The sequence below is a fragment of the Pseudarthrobacter sp. DSP2-3-2b1 genome, assembly GCF_049895945.1.
In the GTDB taxonomy this organism is placed as follows: Bacteria; Actinomycetota; Actinomycetes; order Actinomycetales; family Micrococcaceae; genus Arthrobacter.
The window spans coordinates 1-15,471 of the sequence record NZ_JAFCTI010000002.1; the positions used below are offsets into that span (position 1 = coordinate 1).

The window sequence follows — 15,471 nt, forward strand, 5'->3', positions numbered from 1 at the left end:
ATGTTGTTTTTGGGCAGTCCGGGTCCGGGCAGCGCCAAACACGTTTGGCCCACAGCAGCCGCACCGGCTGGCCGAAACAGGGAATGTCATGGAGCCGGACCTGGCGGCGTCCGTGGCCGACCGCGACGACGCCGCAGTCCGGGCAACCGGCGAGGTCCACACCCGTTTCGACGCCCAGTACGAGGCCGGTCCCGGTTGCCGTGACGGAGCTGACGTGGACGCCCTCGACACCGAGCAGCGCATCCGCGCGCATGCACCAGCGGCCAGCAGAACAAGCAGAACAAGACATAGAGTTATTCATGTCAGGGTCTCTTTTTGGTTTTGGTTGCTTGGTCGCTACCAATTCAAAGAGGCCCTGACCTCTTTCCTGCCGCACCACGCCGCAGCGCGGAATACCTACACGCTGGCGCCATCCTCAGAGTGCGCATCCATGCTTATCTGCGAAGGCCCCTTAAACGCCGCGACAACGTACTGGAGTGCGTCATCTTTTTCCGCAAACACCAGTCAGCAGAGCGGCCAGAACTTGTCCCAAGGTTCCGTCAGCCGCTTTAGCGGCGAAGTGGCGTTTTTAGAGGGTCTCCCAGGGACCGAACACTGCCGGCACATCCCGTCAGGCGATCCCGCACCTATAGCGCTAGATGGTGCCCCTCCGCTACCCGCCGAACATCCCGAAAAGGAAAGACCCACCAACGGTAGCCTCAGGGGGTGGCTGTCGCTACGTCGATGGTATTGCGGTTAGCGGGACGATACTTTCAAGGCTCTCCCATTCGTTGGTTTCATTATTCAGTACGGTCGTCCCGGCACCGGACCCTCTTGCCTCTCGGAAGCCATATTGGAACCCTTGGATGGAATATTCTTCAGCCGTTCCATCCTTGTACTGCTGGGGCAACAAAAGCGCGATGTAATCCTTCCCGGCCTTGATATCAGCATCCTCCGAATACATCTTTTTGACGTACTGAATTCCGGTTGGCTTCTGACCGCCATTGCGGTGCTTGAACTTGTCCTGCTGCTGGGGATTGAGGCTCTTCCAGTACTCATCGAAGGAGACGATTCCGCCACCTTTGTTGTAAGTCAGCTGAGCGCCGGGCTTTAGATCCCCCTTGTATACCGCTTGGACGGCCATTTTTCCGATAGTCTGAGAGAAGGTGTACTGATTGAAGATGGGGCTGTAGGTGCGACCGCCGTCGATTGAGTCGATGTGCACCCGTGCTACCACGGGGACTGAATTGAACCCGTAATAGGGGTCTTTCGCGTTCCAGATGAAGTCCACTTCACTTGGAATGCTATGGATTTGATCGACCGGTATCCCCGCATATGCATCATGTGCCACGGCAACGATACTCTCTGTTGCTTGTTGGCTTTCGGCTTGTTCAATAGACCTTGGCGCGTCAGAAGCGCAGGAGGCTACCCCGCCGAGGAGCAAGACGGTTGCAACCGCGAAAGGCACTTTCAGATTGTTCACTCTATCGACCTCTCTAGTACAAAATTCTAGTACAAAATGTTGACGGCATCGTTGTCGACCTGCTGAACTCTCTGTACTATTCGCCCCGCGCCCGTTTGGCACATGATGCTGTAGGGATTAGTTTGCCAATGAGCAAGTCCGAAGGAGTGTCCCATCTCATGAATCGTGGTCCCTAGTGCCTGATCATTCGAAAAACTTGGTGAGCTGTACTGGTCGTTGTTGATATGAATCTCAGTAAAGTCCCAATTCGAATACCATTGATTTACGCCTGTCGGGCCGTTATTATAAAACTCTGTTTGCGCAATGATGGACGACGATTGAAAGTATGAGCTGCTATTCAAATGAAAATCCATCATCGAGCCATTATTGCTGCTGACAAAATTCATGTAGATGGGATTATCCCATCCTGGATACATCCAGTTGTTGGCGGCGTTCACGATGTAGGATTCCCAGTTGCCGACTCCTGACGCATAGTTCAACCAGACGGTTACGTTTCCGACGCCCAGCGAGTACCTATGGCATATGTTGGTGTCGCAGCATTTGCGGCAGTCGCGGGAATCATGAACAGAATTACAAAACTCAGAATTGCGAGAGCTTTTATTCTTACTTTGTGGGTCATGAACGCCTCTCCGGAGCGAGGTATATTCTGATCGTGGATGATTCCAAGATTTCGGCGTTCAGAACAACCTTTAGCATGAATTTGCCGCAGGAGATGCAAGGAGTTTCGGCTGGCAACCATCCCTCATCGCTGCCCGGAGTGAAATTCCTCCGCCCGTTGGCTTATTCTCTGGCTTGGCCAGCTTGATTGTCAATGGCTCAACGTGGCTTATTTAACTGATCTTCACACTAACCGTGAAGAGCTCTTTACTTGAGCACTTCGGGCTCGGCCAGTACGTCCCATCCACCGGAGCCACAGGCTACAGCGTATGCATGATAGACGAGGCCGAAAACTCATACGCTGGTTCTCTCCTCAACAGCGTCCTCTATGTCCCTATGCGGGTAATTGAGGCAGACGCATTTCATGTCGACATTCAATGAAAAGGCGGGGCAGCAGGTTGATCGAATCAGCAACTTAAGGAGTCACCAGTTGAGCGCCACCTGGTCCAGTTCTGGAAGGAGCCACCATCACCGGTATCTGTCCTGTCATCGCAATCAGAACGAGGCAAGAGCCTGCCACGTTTCATAAACATGTGGCAGGGACCACCAGGTGCCACGGCCGGCAGCGAACCACAACTGCTAAACAGCCCGCCTGAACAGCGGTAGTCGCAGACGAAGAAGGCGGGCGCCGGTTCAGCCGGCGCCCGCCTTCTTCGTCTTCCGGGGACGATGGACACGAAGAGTAAACCTCAACTGCCTGCCAATGAGGTTTCTTCGCAGCCCGCTCTTGGCCGACGTCGACCCGTTTACTCGCCGCGCGGCGCGCTCGGGTAAGGTGCTAGCCGGCGAGTCCGAGGAACACCAGCAGAGCCCTTTCGATGTCGGCAAGCTGGGCAGCCGTCAAGCGGCCGACCCGGGTTTGCACGTTGGAGCGGCGTACCGTCGTCAACTTGTCGATCATCACGTGGCTTTCCTGCCGCAGCCCGGACAATTCCGAGGGAGAGAGGCTGATCCGCAGGAGGGGTGCATCGATGAGGGTTGTTGTCAGGGGAAGGACTGTGACGGAATCGGTGGCGTCAAACCGGTCATCCTGGATGACCAGCGCGGGCCGTGGCTTGGAGGCGTAGACGCCACCGGCCACGGTCCAGAGTTCGCCACGGATCACTCTTCGTCCCAGGGAGCTGACACGGCCTCGATGAATGCCTGGTCATCGGAGTGGTGTTCAGCAGCAGCTACGGCAGCCGCCTGCCGGTGTGCTTCGGCGTCGAAGCCATTGGCCCGGACGTCCGGCACCCACACCTGGATGGGGCGGAAGCCGTGTTCGCGCATCCGCTTGCGGTACTCGCTGACCCGGTCCTTGACTGCCATAGCACCAATGTTACATGTAACGCTGTGCTCCCGGTAGGCCTTGCCGGCCAAACGCACCGACGCCTGACACCTCCTTGGAGGTGTCAGGCGTCGTTCTCCGGCACGGTTACTGCCAGTCTTACGGGCGGTCGGGATGCCGCATTTCGGTGATCCGGTGTTCGATGCCTCAGATGAGCGCGGGTGTGGGGCTTGCTGACGTGACGGTGGCCGAGTCGACGTTCAGGCCCTCGGGCAGCGGGTCCGTGGGGTAGCGGACCATCTGATTGCCGTGGTCAGACCGGCATTCGGAGAGCGGCCCGCCGTCGGCCATGATCCGGTCGAAGTGCCGGTCGGCGTGATCGAGCATCCACGTGCTGACGGCCCCGCCGCCTTCGCCGTAGGCGACCTCGTAGCCTTGCCACAGGGCGGTCAGGCGCATCATCACAGATTGGTGGTTCCACCACTGCCAGCACCACCTGATCCCGGTGGTACCGCGCTGGGCCATGACGCCGGGTGCGGAATCGAAGTGCTCATACAGCGGCCCGTAGATGCCTTCGTAGAAGTCATAGACGGTACGGAAAGCTGGCTCTGCTGGCTCTTCGGATTCCTCGACAGCCGCCGCTTCTGCATTGTCCTGGACGGCGGCGGCCGCCGCTGGGTCATCGCTGATTTCCCCGGTTTCGGTGTTGACCCCGGCGGCTTCGGCCACGTGGCCTGCCACGCGGGTTTCGATGCCGGCGGCCACTTCTGACCAGTCCAGGTCATCGAGACGGGCGTCCACTGCCTCTTCGATGCGTTTGGTGTACCGGCGGAGAGCAACTGTGGTCAGCAGCTTTTCGACGGCGGCCGGGTCCAGCCCGGCCAGGGCGGCACCCCCGGTCAGCGCATTGAGAGCCGCGGGCTCCTCAGCGACGGGCGTTTCAATTGGATCAGGTTGGGCGGCCGCCGAACCTGAGGGGGCCGGTTCGGGGGCGTCATCGAAGAACAGGCCGGTTCCCGGAAGATCATCTTCCGGGAACCGCTCCGTGACTGATTGGGTGTCCGTCACGGTGCCGCTACCGGTGTGAGGTCGGGATTGCGGCGGACGGCGTCGGCCTCGGCCTCGGCATCACTGATGGTGCGGTCTGCCTGCGGGTCATGGGCGTGCAGGGAGGCCTTGACGGCTTCTTCATGCTTGGTCCACATCCATGGGGTGGATTTGACCAGGGCGGCGCGGTTCTGGCCGGTGATGAGGATACCTCGGCCCTTGGGGAGTGCGGCGAGTTCGGCCACGTCGAAGATCCGGTCCCGGTGTTCCTGCTCGGGGCCGCGTGGGGAGTTCTTGGAGCCGGGAGAACCGGGAGTTGTGTAGTAGTAGTCCCCTACTGCTTCGGAGGTTTTGGACAGGAACGGTCCCGGCTTATTGCCGCCCAGGTACAGGATCCAGTTCGCGGCCTGATAGAGCGCTTCCATGCCCTTTTCGCCCCAGACGGATTCGCCCTGGGAGTAGGACTGGAGGATGGTGGCCACGAGGATTCCGCGTGAGCCGAAGTGGGAGTATTCCTTGGGGAGCTTGGACCAGCGGCATACGTTGGCCGCTTCATCCAGGATGGCGGCCAAGGGCACCGGCAGCCGGCCGCCCGGGCATTCGGTGGCGTACTCCACGGCTGCTTCCAGGACGGCCACGGCCATGGCCGTCACGAGGGCGCGGCCTCCGCCTGCAGAGTCCTTGGAGAGCGAATAGAGGGTGTCTTTTCCCCGGACGAACTCTGCCGGGTTGAAGTGGGGCCGGCCACGGTAGGCGTCGATCACTATATTGAACAGAGTACAGCAAGTTGAACACTTGGCAAAATGGGCCGGGCCTATTTGTTGGTGCTGCCTCTGGTCGGCTGCCGGCCGGGCCGCCACGACTTTTGTTCAGCCCATGGGATTGCCCAGGGACCGGGCCAGTTCATTCAGTTCCTTGACCATCTGGGAGCCCTGCTCAGCTGAGTAGGTTGCCTTGAGGGCGGTCACCGACAAGCCAAGGCTCGGCCCATGCGCGCCACGGGTTGGTACGGAGACTGCCAGGCACACCACGCCCGTGGTGGACTCTTCATCCTCGAATGCGTAGCCCTGCTCCCGGATGGTCTGCAGCTGGGCCTTGAGCTCAGCGCCGGTTCGCAGTGACTTGGGCGTCAGGACCGGCAGCTGGAGGTCATCAGGAAACATGGTGTCAATGTCGTGATCGTGGAGCCGGGCAATCAGGGCCTTGCCCACGGCGCACAGCGAGACCGGCATTTTGTCTCCGATATTGGAGGTCAGGCGGACTGCCGGGTGGCCTTCATAGCGGGCGAGATAGATCACGTTGGTGCCGTCAAGCATGGCGATGCGGACGGTTTCCCCGGAAAGGGTGGGGGCCTGCTCGCAGAAGCGGTAGAACTCCTGGACCTCGTCGAGCCGGCTCAGGTACGCCGCGCCCAGCTCAACCAGCTTGCGTCCCAGCGTGAACTCCGCGCCCTGGCGGCTGATCAGCCGGGCTTCTTCGAGAGCCAGCAAGAGGTTGGAGGTGGACGATTTGGGGATCCCCAGCTCGCGGGCAAGGTCACTGAGCGTCAGCCTCCCGGTGGCCGAAGCTGCCAGTGCGTCCATGACTGCGGCAGCGCGCGTGACGGCAGGGGCCGGAGAGGTGCTCCCCAGGCCCTCCGAGGAACGGGAGGTGCGGGAATCGGCCATGATTCTCCTTTGATCGGCACGTGAGGACGCTCAATTCGCTTGTTCATTCAGCTGAACAGTAACCATCATAATGGCTCGCACCGGACCCGGGTTCTTATCCGTCTGCGTTGAAGAGGCACTTCTACACGACCTTGACTGCGTGGCGTTTTTTGTTTCCGGAAGTTCACGGTATATTCATCTCAGGCCCTCCACCGCGGCATCCCCCAATAGTCGCGGTGGAGGGTTTTCCAATGCCCAAAAAACGCCGGGCAATTCTAGGCGGCGCCGGCCAGGGATACCCGCCTCCGCCAGCCCCCTCCCAGCCCGTCGCGCTCCAAAACCATTGTGGTCAAAGCAGAATGCGGGTTCCGCCCCAGTCTCACCTGGAGCTGCAGAACCTCGACATCCACCCGGCCAAGCCCCTTGGGCATCCGGCGCTGCTCTTCCCACCAGCTCACCCGCTCGAACCACCGCACCATTTCGGCACCGACTACCCATTCCCGGCCCTCACACAGCACCGCCGTCGGGATGCCTTCCGGCGACATTTTCACCTGCACATATTCCATAGCAGGAACTGTAGGGACGGGCACCGACAATTAACGCGGGGGCCTTGATGTCACCACGGCACATGGTGTCCGGAACAGAAAAACCCCGCCGTCCCTGGCCTCACGGGCCTGGAACAACGGGGTTGATGGTGGGTCCTACCGGGATCGAACCGATGACATCCACGGTGTAAACGTGGCGCTCTACCAGCTGAGCTAAAGACCCAAAGGGCCGGTTTCCGCGCTGCAACGCGTCAACCAACGAACATAAACTCTACCTGACCCGCAGGAATAAAAGCCAATCGGCTGCAGCGGCCCAGTTGGGTCGTCACAGATCAGGCAGTTCGGCGGCGAGCCAGGTCAGGGCCTCGCTGACCCCGGCATGGAGCTTGATGGCGGCGTGCTGATCGCCACGGGTCTCGCCCCGGTTGATGATCACCACCGGCTTCCCGTCCTTTGCGGCATGCCGGACGAAGCGCAGCCCGCTCATCACCGTCAGTGACGAGCCGGCCACCAGGAGCGCCCCGGCGGCGTCCACGGTAGCGTAAGCGGCTTCCACCCGGTCCTTGGGCACGTTCTCCCCGAAGTAGACAAAATCGGGCTTCAACCTTCCGCCGCAGGCAGGGCAGACCGCCACAACAAAACTGCTGATCAGGGCCGAATCCTCAACGGTTGCATCGGCGTCGGGAGCCATCTCCACCAGGGCCGACGCCGTGGCACGCTCCAGGAATCCGGGATTCAGCTCCTCCAGCATCCCCGCTACCAGGCGCCGGCTGTAGGTCCGCCCGCAGTCCAGGCACACCACCTGGTCATAGCGGCCATGGAGGTCAATGACGTTCAGGCTGCCGGCGTCCTCATGCAGCCTGTCCACGTTCTGCGTGATGAGGCCGGTGAGAAGTCCGCGCTGCTCGAGCTCTGCAGCTGCGAGGTGGCCCGGATTGGGATCCGCCCGCCGGAGATGGGACCAGCCGATGTGGTTCCGTGCCCAATAGCGCTGGCGGTTGGCCGCGTCAAGCACGAACTCCTGGTATGTCATGGGCGATCTTGGCACCGAGTCCGGGCCGCGGTAGTCCGGAATACCGGAATCCGTGCTCAGTCCCGCGCCCGTCAACAGTGCGAGGGGTTTGCCGGCCAGCAGGTCCCGGATCCGCTCCAGGCCTTCCAGATGGTCATCGGCCAGCGGGGCGGGGTCAGTTGCGGGCAGGCTGGCAAAGCCCGTCAGGCCGATGCCGTGCCGCTGCTGTTCCATGTCAGCTCAGGCCTGTTCCAAACCCGCCAGCACATTGCGGTATTCGGAGAGTTCGCGGGCCTGGCCACGCGGATTCACCACCACATAGCGGATGGTGCCAACGGCGTCGATGATGAAGCTCCCCCGCCGGGCCATCCCGCTCTCCGGGTCGAAGACGCCGAACGCCTCAGCGACAGCCCCATGCGGCCAGAAGTCGGCGAGGAGGTCGAACCCGTAGCCTTCCTTCTCGGCGTACGCCCGGAGGCTGAACTTGCTGTCCACAGAGACGCCCAGGACGGTGGCCTTAAGGTCCTCGAACACGGAAAGGTTGTCCCTGATCTCGCACAGTTCACCGGTACAGATACCGGAGAAGGCGAACGGGTAAAAGACCAGCACCACATTTTGCCCGCGGAAGGACGACAGCCTGACCGGCTCCCCGAACTGGTTTGCCAACTCAAAATCCGGAGCCGCCTCCCCTACCGCCGGAACAGACACACCGGCAGTCGACAGAGCTGGCGTCACTTGTTCTTCCTGCTCACCAACCGGGTGGCACTCCAGTCTTTGGACACGCCGGCGGAGGTGGTGAGGTGAAGGCCGGCAGTGGGAGCCGCTTCCTGTATTTCAGCTGGCGAAACGTAGCCGGACCTGCCGGACTTCGGGGTCAGCACCCAGACAACACCGTTTTCACTCAGTGTTGTCAGCGAATCCATGAGCGTATCGACCAGGTCACCATCGCCGTCGCGCCACCAGAAGATGACGGCGTCAACGACGTCGTGGTCGTCCTCGTCCAGGAGTTCGGACCCAGTCAGGTCCTCGATATCATCACGTAAGTCGAAATCGACGTCGTCGTCGTAACCGAACTCCTGAATCAGATCCCCACTTTTGAAACCCAATTTTTCCGCCACATTTACCGAAGTGGCGGCGTCGGCCTCGCTCACGTGTTCCTCCAATGCCTAATACATGCAATACGCATAGTGATTTCCATTACTCCAAGCCAACACCCTTTGAGCCTGTGCTTCAAGCTGACGCCACCGCGATCCGCCATATTCTGCGTCACATCCGGTGCCGTCACCCTGCATGCCCAAGGGTTTCGTCACACAACCAGTATGACCGCGAAATACAACGGCGGTGCCACGGACGCGGCTACGCATCGCGCTGAAGTCACAGCTAGAGTGGCTGTGACAACTATGCCTGCGGGGCGACCGCCCTGGAATTCAGTGCAGGCATAGGCGTGCTAGGACCCTGCCCGGCGCACATGACCGGGCTGATGTAACCGATACGTCGCACACGTCGCGTTTACGCCGGACAGCTACCCTGCCCGGCCTGAGTGCGCCGATGCATGCGCGCAAAGAGAGGTTGGACGTGGCTGCAGGAGAAGATACCTCCCATATCCTCAGCGGGTTGACTAACCAGCTGCCTGATCGTGATCCGGAAGAGACCGCTGAATGGGTTGAGTCCCTGGATGCGCTGATCAGGGAACAAGGCACGGAACGTGCCCAATACATCATGCGGAGCCTTCTGCAGCGCGCCGGTGCGCAAAGCGTGGGCGTGCCGATGGTGACCACCACGGACTACGTGAACACGATTCCCGTGGACCAGGAAGCACCCTTCCCCGGCAACGAGGAATACGAGCGCCGGTACCGGGCCTACATGCGCTGGAACGCCGCGATCATGGTGCACCGTGCGCAGAAGGCGAACATCGGGGTGGGCGGGCACATCTCCACCTACGCCGGCGCCGCCACCCTGTATGAGGTGGGCTTCAACCACTTCTTCCGCGGCAAGGACCACCCCGGCGGCGGTGACCAGGTCTTCTTCCAGGGCCACGCCTCCCCCGGCATGTACGCACGGGCGTTTATGGAAGGCCGCCTTTCCGAGGAGGACCTGGACGGATTCCGCCAGGAGAAGTCCAAGGAAGGCCACGCGCTGTCCTCCTACCCGCACCCGCGGCTGATGCCCGAGTTCTGGGAATTCCCGACCGTGTCGATGGGCATCGGTCCCATGAACGCGATTTACCAGGCCCAGTCCAACCGGTACCTGCACAACCGGGGCCTGAAGGACACCTCGGACCAGCAGGTCTGGGCGTTCCTGGGCGACGGGGAAATGGACGAGCCCGAGTCCCGCGGCCTGCTCCAGCTCGCGGCGAACGAGAACCTGGACAACCTGAACTTCGTCATCAACTGCAACCTCCAGCGCCTGGACGGGCCGGTACGCGGTAACGGCAAGATCATGCAGGAACTTGAAGCGTTCTTCCGCGGCGCCGGCTGGAACGTCATCAAGGTTGTCTGGGGCCGGGAGTGGGATGACCTGCTCACCAAGGACTCCGACGGTTCGCTCGTGAAGATCATGAACGAAACCCCCGACGGCGACTACCAGACCTACAAGGCAGAGTCCGGCGGGTTCGTCCGCGAGCACTTCTTCGGCAAGGACCCCCAGACCAAGGACCTCGTCGCGGACCTGAGCGATGACCAGATCTGGAACCTCAAGCGTGGCGGCCACGACTACCGCAAGGTGTACGCCGCGTACAAGGCAGCCACCGAATTCAAGGGCAAGCCCACCGTGATCCTGGCCAAGACGGTCAAGGGCTACGGACTCGGCCCCCACTTCGAAGGCCGTAACGCCACGCACCAGATGAAGAAGCTCACCCTCGATGACCTGAAGAAGTTCCGCGACCACCTGCGGATTCCGGTCACCGACGAGCAGCTGGAAAAGGATCTGTACTCACCGCCGTACTACCACCCCGGCACGGATGCGCCGGAGATCAAGTACATGATGGAACGCCGTGCCGAGCTCGGCGGCGCCGTCCCGGAACGACGTTCCAAGCACCAGGACATCGCCCTCCCGGACGCCAAGACGTACGAGGTGGCCAAGCGCGGCTCGGGCAAGCAGCAGGCCGCCACCACCATGGCGTTCGTCCGGCTCCTCAAGGACCTCATGCGGGACAAAAACTTCGGCAAGCACATCGCCCCGATCATCCCGGACGAAGCCCGCACCTTCGGCATGGACGCGTTCTTCCCCACCGCCAAGATCTACAACCCCAAGGGCCAGAACTACCTGTCCGTGGACCGCGACCTGGTCCTCGCCTACAAGGAATCCGCCCAGGGCCAGCTGATCCACCCGGGCATCAACGAAGCCGGCGCCGTAGCGGCGTTCACCGCCGCCGGCACCGCCTACGCCACCCACGGCGTACCGCTGATCCCGGTCTACGTGTTCTACTCCATGTTCGGTTTCCAGCGCACCGGCGACGCCTTCTGGGCAGCCGGGGACCAGATGGCCCGCGGCTTCATCATCGGCGCCACCGCGGGCCGGACCACCCTGACCGGCGAAGGGCTCCAGCACGCTGACGGCCACTCACCGCTCCTGGCGTCCACCAACCCGGCCGTGGTCACCTACGACCCCGCCTACGGGTACGAAATGGGCCACATCATCCGCGACGGCATCGAGCGGATGTACGGGCCGGACTCCGCAGACCGGAACCTCATGTACTACCTCACGGTCTACAACGAGCCGATCACCCAGCCCGCCGAACCCGAAGAGCTCGATGTTGAAGGCGTACTCAAGGGCATCTACCTTGTAGCCCCGGCGAAGATCGACGGTCCCCGGACCCAGATCCTGGCCTCGGGCGTCTCGGTGCCCTGGGCCATCGGCGCGCAGCAGCTTCTCGCCGATGACTGGGGGGTCTCGGCCGACGTCTGGTCCGTCACGTCCTGGAACGAGCTCCGCCGCGACGGCATGGCCGCCGAGGAAGAAGCCTTCCTCAACCCCGGCCAGCCCGCACGGGTCCCGTTCGTGACCCAGCAGCTTGCCGGAGCCACCGGCCCCGTTGTTGCAGTCTCGGACTACATGAAGGCCGTCCCGGACCAGATCCGTCAGTTCGTGCCCAACGAGTTCGCTTCCCTCGGTGCCGACGGCTTCGGCTTCTCCGACACCCGCGCGGCCGCCCGCCGCTTCTTCAAGAACGACATCCACTCCATCGTGGTGCGGTCCCTGGAGATGCTGGCACGCCGCGGCGAAGTGGATGCCCAGGCCCCGGCCAAGGCAATCGAGAAGTACCGCCTGCACAACGTCAACGCCGGTTCCACCGGAAATGCGGGCGGCGAGTCCTGATCAGGCTCCCGTAGGAACATAACGGACGACGGCGGCACTCACCAGCGGTGGGTGCCGCCGTCGTCGTCGTAAATCAGCGGTGCAGGGCGCGGGAGGATCCGGCGTCCGCGGGACGCTGTGACCCAGCTCCAAGCCGGTTGTAGCCTTTGCACAAATGGAGCTTGCGTGGCGGGCACCGTATGCTCAGAAGATGCCTGAGCCAACCACCGCGCCCGCGAAGCGCAAGCCGTCCTCGCGCAGCATGCCGCCGGAGAAAACCGAAACCCTCAAGAAACTCCGGGCGAGTGTAGGCCAGCTGTCCACCACCACGCTGCGCCAGCTTGAAAAATCGCTGCCCTGGTATTCGCGCCTCAGCTCCGACGAACGCTCAGCCCTCGGAATGGTGGCGCAGAACGGCATAGCCGCTTTTGTCACCTGGTACGAACGTCCCAGCTCCCCTTCATGGATTCTCTCCGACGTCTTCGGCACTGCGCCCACGGAACTCACCCGCTCCATCAGCCTCCAAAAAGCCCTCCAGCTCATCCGGATTGTGGTTGAAGTGGTGGAGGACCAGGTGCCGGTCATCGCCCCCGAAGCCGACCAGCCCGCGCTCCGGGAGGCAGTCCTGCGGTACTCGCGGGAAGTGGCTTTCGCTGCGGCCGATGTCTACGCACGGGCCGCCGAATCCCGGGGATCCTGGGACACCCGCCTTGAAGCCCTGATTGTTGACGCCATCCTGCGCGGGGAGAACACCGACGCCCTGCGTTCGCGGATCGCTGCACTGGGGTGGAAAGCGCAGGAACGGTTCACTGTCATGGTGGGGAATTCGCCGTCAGAACCCAGCGCCAGCTACGTCAGCGAACTGCGGCGCATGGCCGGCCGCTACGCCGAAGACGCCCTGGTGGGAATCCAGGGCGACCGGCTGATCCTGATCCTTGGCGGCCTCAAAGACAAAGAGACCGCATACCTGAAGCTCAGCGAAATGTTCGCGCCCGGCCCCGTGGTGTACGGCGCGGAAGCGGGTTCACTGCTGGAAGCCAGCGGATCGGCCCAGTCCGCCTTTGCCGGCCTCACCGCAGCGCGGGCGTGGCCCTCCGCGCCCCGGCCGGTGGCCGCCGACGATCTGCTCCCGGAACGCGTCATCTCCGGCGACGAAGCGGCGCGCCGGTCGCTGGTCAAGAACATCTACCGCCCCCTCGTAGCGGCCTCCAACGGGCTGGTGGAGACGCTGGGCACCTACCTTGAACTGGGGCACTCCCTCGAGGCGACAGCCCGCGAACTCTTTGTGCACGCCAACACGGTCAGGTACCGGCTCAAGAGAGTCTGCGACGTAACCGGCTGGGATCCGCTCCTCCCCCGGGAGGCATTTGTGCTGCAGGCGGCGCTTGTTGTCGGCCGGCTTTCAGCGCCGCCAAAAGCCCCCGCCGAACGTCATCCTGCGCGGAACCAGCTCTGAGTCGTTGTAGACTTCCTACAATCTGACCCCTTGAGCTTGGTGCAGACAAACACCGCTTGATGACACAGTAATTTGGAAAGCTGGATACGTGCTTGCAATAGTCTGCCCTGGACAGGGCTCACAGACCCCCGGTTTTCTGGCCCCTTGGCTGGAACTTCCTTCGGTAGCAGGCCAACTGGCCTCTCTCAGCGAGATCGCAGGCATCGACCTGACAGCCCACGGGACCACCTCCGATGAGGAAACCATCAAGGACACCGCCGTCGCGCAGCCCCTGATCGTTGCCGCCGGGCTGGTCGCCGCGAAGTCACTGTTCGACGTCGAACTCGCCACCCTGCCAGTGATCCTTGCCGGACACTCGGTAGGCGAAATTACCGCATCCGCACTGGCGGGAGTGCTCACCGAGCAAGAAGCAATGACGTTCGTCCGTGAACGCGCCAACAGCATGGCCGCGGCTGCGGCCGTTACCCCTACCGGCATGAGTGCTGTGGTGGGCGGAGACCCTGCTGAGGTCCTGGCCGCCATCGAGGCCACCGGTGCCACGCCGGCCAACGTCAACGGCGCCGGCCAGACCGTCGCCGCTGGAACCTTCGAACAGCTCAAGGCCCTCGCGGACAACCCGCCGGCCAAGGCCAGGGTCATCCCGCTGAAGGTGGCCGGGGCCTTCCACACCTCGCACATGTCCCCTGCTGTCACCGCCCTCGAGGCGCTGAAGCCGCACCTCAGGCCACAGAAGCCACTGGTCCCCTTGCTTTCCAACTTCGACGGCCAGGAGGTCATTGACGGCGCCGCCGCCGTTGACAGCCTCATTGCCCAGGTCTCCAGGCCTGTCCGTTGGGACCGATGCATGGAAACATTGGTCCAGCGCGGCGTCACCGGAGTCATCGAACTGGCCCCGGCCGGAACGCTGGCCGGACTTGCCAAGCGCGGCATGCCCGGCGTCAAGACTGTTGCCGTCAAAACCCCGGACGACCTCACGGCCGCACTGGCACTCTTTGCAGAATTGGAGGGAAACGCATGAGCGTTCCCACGCTGAACCAACGTCCGGTTCATGCGAACAGCCGCATCATCGGACTTGGTGCATTTCGGCCGGACGTCATCGTCACCAACGAGGACGTCTGCCAGTGGATCGATTCCTCCGATGAATGGATCCGCCAGCGGACCGGCATCGTCACCCGCCACCGGGCCGCCGCCGATGTCAGCGTCGTTGATATGGCCGAAGGTGCTGCCCGGGAGGCCCTGCAGAAGGCAGGAATCGAAGCCTCGCAGTTGGGCGCGGTCATCGTTTCCACCGTCACCCACCCTTACGCCACGCCGTCGGCCGCCGCCGCGCTGGCTGACCGCATTGGCGCCACGCCGGCACCGGCTTTCGATATCTCGGCCGCCTGCGCCGGCTACTGCTACGGGATCGCCCAGGCCGACGCCCTGGTCCGCTCCGGGACTGCTGACTACGTTCTGGTGGTCGGGGCGGAGAAGCTCTCCGACGTCATCGACAACCGGGAACGCACCATTTCCTTCCTGCTGGGCGACGGCGCGGGTGCTGTGGTCATCGGCCCCTCGGACACACCGGGCATCGGGCCGTCCGTGTGGGGTTCGGACGGCAGTAAATGGGATGCCATCGGCATGACCCGCTCAATGCTGGACGTGCGCGACCTCAGCCTCGCCGCCCGCCAGTCCGACGAATCCGGCGACTTTGCCCTGCTCGAAGAGGCACAGGAGCTCTACCCCACCCTGCGCCAGGACGGGCAGACCGTCTTCCGCTGGGCGGTCTGGGAGATGGCCAAGATGGCCGAGCAGGCCCTTGAGGCCGCCGGGGTCAAGGCTGAAGACCTCGCCGCCTTCATTCCGCACCAGGCCAACATGCGGATCATCGACGAAATGGCCAAGAAACTCAAGCTTCCCGAATCCGTCATGGTGGCCCGCGATATCGCCGAGGCGGGCAACACCTCGGCAGCCTCCATCCCCCTCGCCACCCACCGCCTGCTCCAGGAACACCCAGAGCTCAGCGGCGGGCTCGCCCTCCAGATCGGCTTCGGCGCCGGGCTGGTCTTCGGCGCCCAGGTCATCGTCCTTCCTTAGGAACGTC

At 62.6% G+C, this 15,471-nt stretch carries 16 protein-coding genes and 1 tRNA gene; 4 read left to right on the forward strand and 13 right to left on the reverse strand.

Annotation, left to right across the window (positions count from 1 at the left end; all coding sequences use genetic code 11):
- The 13 genes from ACP7AX_RS02585 to ACP7AX_RS02645 form a co-directional block, all read right to left on the reverse strand.
- Window positions 1–253 (reverse strand): transposase family protein (locus tag ACP7AX_RS02585; RefSeq protein ID WP_426225302.1); only part of this gene is annotated, 253 nt, incomplete at its 3' end.
- Between the two features lie 462 nt (window positions 254–715).
- On the reverse strand, window positions 716–1,462 hold the full coding sequence (locus ACP7AX_RS02590) for a hypothetical protein (protein ID WP_426225303.1): 747 nt from the start codon (window positions 1,460–1,462) through the stop codon (window positions 716–718).
- 26 nt (window positions 1,463–1,488) lie between these two features.
- Complete coding sequence (locus tag ACP7AX_RS02595) at window positions 1,489–1,899, reverse strand: matrixin family metalloprotease (protein WP_426225304.1); 411 nt, start codon at window positions 1,897–1,899, stop codon at window positions 1,489–1,491.
- A 998-nt stretch (window positions 1,900–2,897) separates the two neighbouring features.
- Window positions 2,898–3,224, reverse strand: coding sequence for a type II toxin-antitoxin system PemK/MazF family toxin (locus tag ACP7AX_RS02600; RefSeq protein WP_426225305.1), 327 nt, complete (start codon window positions 3,222–3,224; stop codon window positions 2,898–2,900).
- Window positions 3,221–3,427: an antitoxin MazE-like protein gene (locus ACP7AX_RS02605; RefSeq protein WP_131682493.1), complete on the reverse strand. Its 207-nt coding sequence runs from the start codon at window positions 3,425–3,427 to the stop codon at window positions 3,221–3,223. Before ACP7AX_RS02605 ends, ACP7AX_RS02600 begins: the two co-directional genes overlap by 4 nt.
- 166 nt (window positions 3,428–3,593) lie before the next feature.
- Window positions 3,594–4,454, reverse strand: a complete 861-nt coding sequence (locus ACP7AX_RS02610) for a DUF4913 domain-containing protein (protein WP_426225306.1) — start codon at window positions 4,452–4,454, stop codon at window positions 3,594–3,596.
- Window positions 4,451–5,197, reverse strand: a complete 747-nt coding sequence (locus tag ACP7AX_RS02615) for a type IV secretory system conjugative DNA transfer family protein (RefSeq protein ID WP_426225307.1) — start codon at window positions 5,195–5,197, stop codon at window positions 4,451–4,453. The genes ACP7AX_RS02610 and ACP7AX_RS02615 overlap by 4 nt, the downstream gene beginning before the upstream one ends.
- Before the next feature lie 105 nt (window positions 5,198–5,302).
- Window positions 5,303–6,100: an IclR family transcriptional regulator gene (locus tag ACP7AX_RS02620; RefSeq protein WP_426225308.1), complete on the reverse strand. Its 798-nt coding sequence runs from the start codon at window positions 6,098–6,100 to the stop codon at window positions 5,303–5,305.
- Window positions 6,101–6,354: 254 nt separating this feature from the next.
- Window positions 6,355–6,645, reverse strand: a complete 291-nt coding sequence (locus ACP7AX_RS02625) for a hypothetical protein (protein WP_426225309.1) — start codon at window positions 6,643–6,645, stop codon at window positions 6,355–6,357.
- Window positions 6,646–6,771: 126 nt separating this feature from the next.
- Window positions 6,772–6,847, reverse strand: a tRNA-Val gene (locus ACP7AX_RS02630).
- 102 nt (window positions 6,848–6,949) lie between these two features.
- Window positions 6,950–7,870, reverse strand: coding sequence for an NAD-dependent protein deacetylase (locus ACP7AX_RS02635; RefSeq protein ID WP_426225310.1), 921 nt, complete (start codon window positions 7,868–7,870; stop codon window positions 6,950–6,952).
- A gap of 6 nt (window positions 7,871–7,876) precedes the next feature.
- Entirely contained in the window at window positions 7,877–8,371 is a 495-nt protein-coding gene (locus tag ACP7AX_RS02640; protein WP_426225311.1) for a peroxiredoxin, read from the reverse strand.
- Window positions 8,368–8,787, reverse strand: a complete 420-nt coding sequence (locus tag ACP7AX_RS02645) for a DUF3052 domain-containing protein (RefSeq protein WP_108597628.1) — start codon at window positions 8,785–8,787, stop codon at window positions 8,368–8,370. The genes ACP7AX_RS02640 and ACP7AX_RS02645 overlap by 4 nt, the downstream gene beginning before the upstream one ends.
- Before the next feature lie 397 nt (window positions 8,788–9,184).
- On the opposite strand from ACP7AX_RS02645, the gene aceE reads away from it, so the two are divergent.
- The 4 genes from aceE to ACP7AX_RS02665 all read left to right on the forward strand — a co-directional run bounded on the left by aceE (window position 9,185) and on the right by ACP7AX_RS02665 (window position 15,464).
- The gene (gene aceE / locus ACP7AX_RS02650; protein WP_426225312.1) at window positions 9,185–11,953 is read left to right on the forward strand and encodes a pyruvate dehydrogenase (acetyl-transferring), homodimeric type; all 2,769 of its coding nucleotides are present in this window, start codon (window positions 9,185–9,187) and stop codon (window positions 11,951–11,953) included.
- 190 nt (window positions 11,954–12,143) lie between these two features.
- Window positions 12,144–13,388: a helix-turn-helix domain-containing protein gene (locus tag ACP7AX_RS02655; RefSeq protein WP_131682501.1), complete on the forward strand. Its 1,245-nt coding sequence runs from the start codon at window positions 12,144–12,146 to the stop codon at window positions 13,386–13,388.
- Window positions 13,389–13,476: 88 nt separating this feature from the next.
- Window positions 13,477–14,406, forward strand: a complete 930-nt coding sequence (locus ACP7AX_RS02660; protein WP_426225313.1) for an ACP S-malonyltransferase — start codon at window positions 13,477–13,479, stop codon at window positions 14,404–14,406.
- Window positions 14,403–15,464 carry a beta-ketoacyl-ACP synthase III gene (locus ACP7AX_RS02665; RefSeq protein WP_426225314.1) on the forward strand — a complete coding sequence of 354 codons (1,062 nt, stop codon included), beginning with the start codon at window positions 14,403–14,405 and terminating at the stop codon, window positions 15,462–15,464. The genes ACP7AX_RS02660 and ACP7AX_RS02665 overlap by 4 nt, the downstream gene beginning before the upstream one ends.
- The last annotated feature ends 7 nt before the right edge of the window (window positions 15,465–15,471 follow it).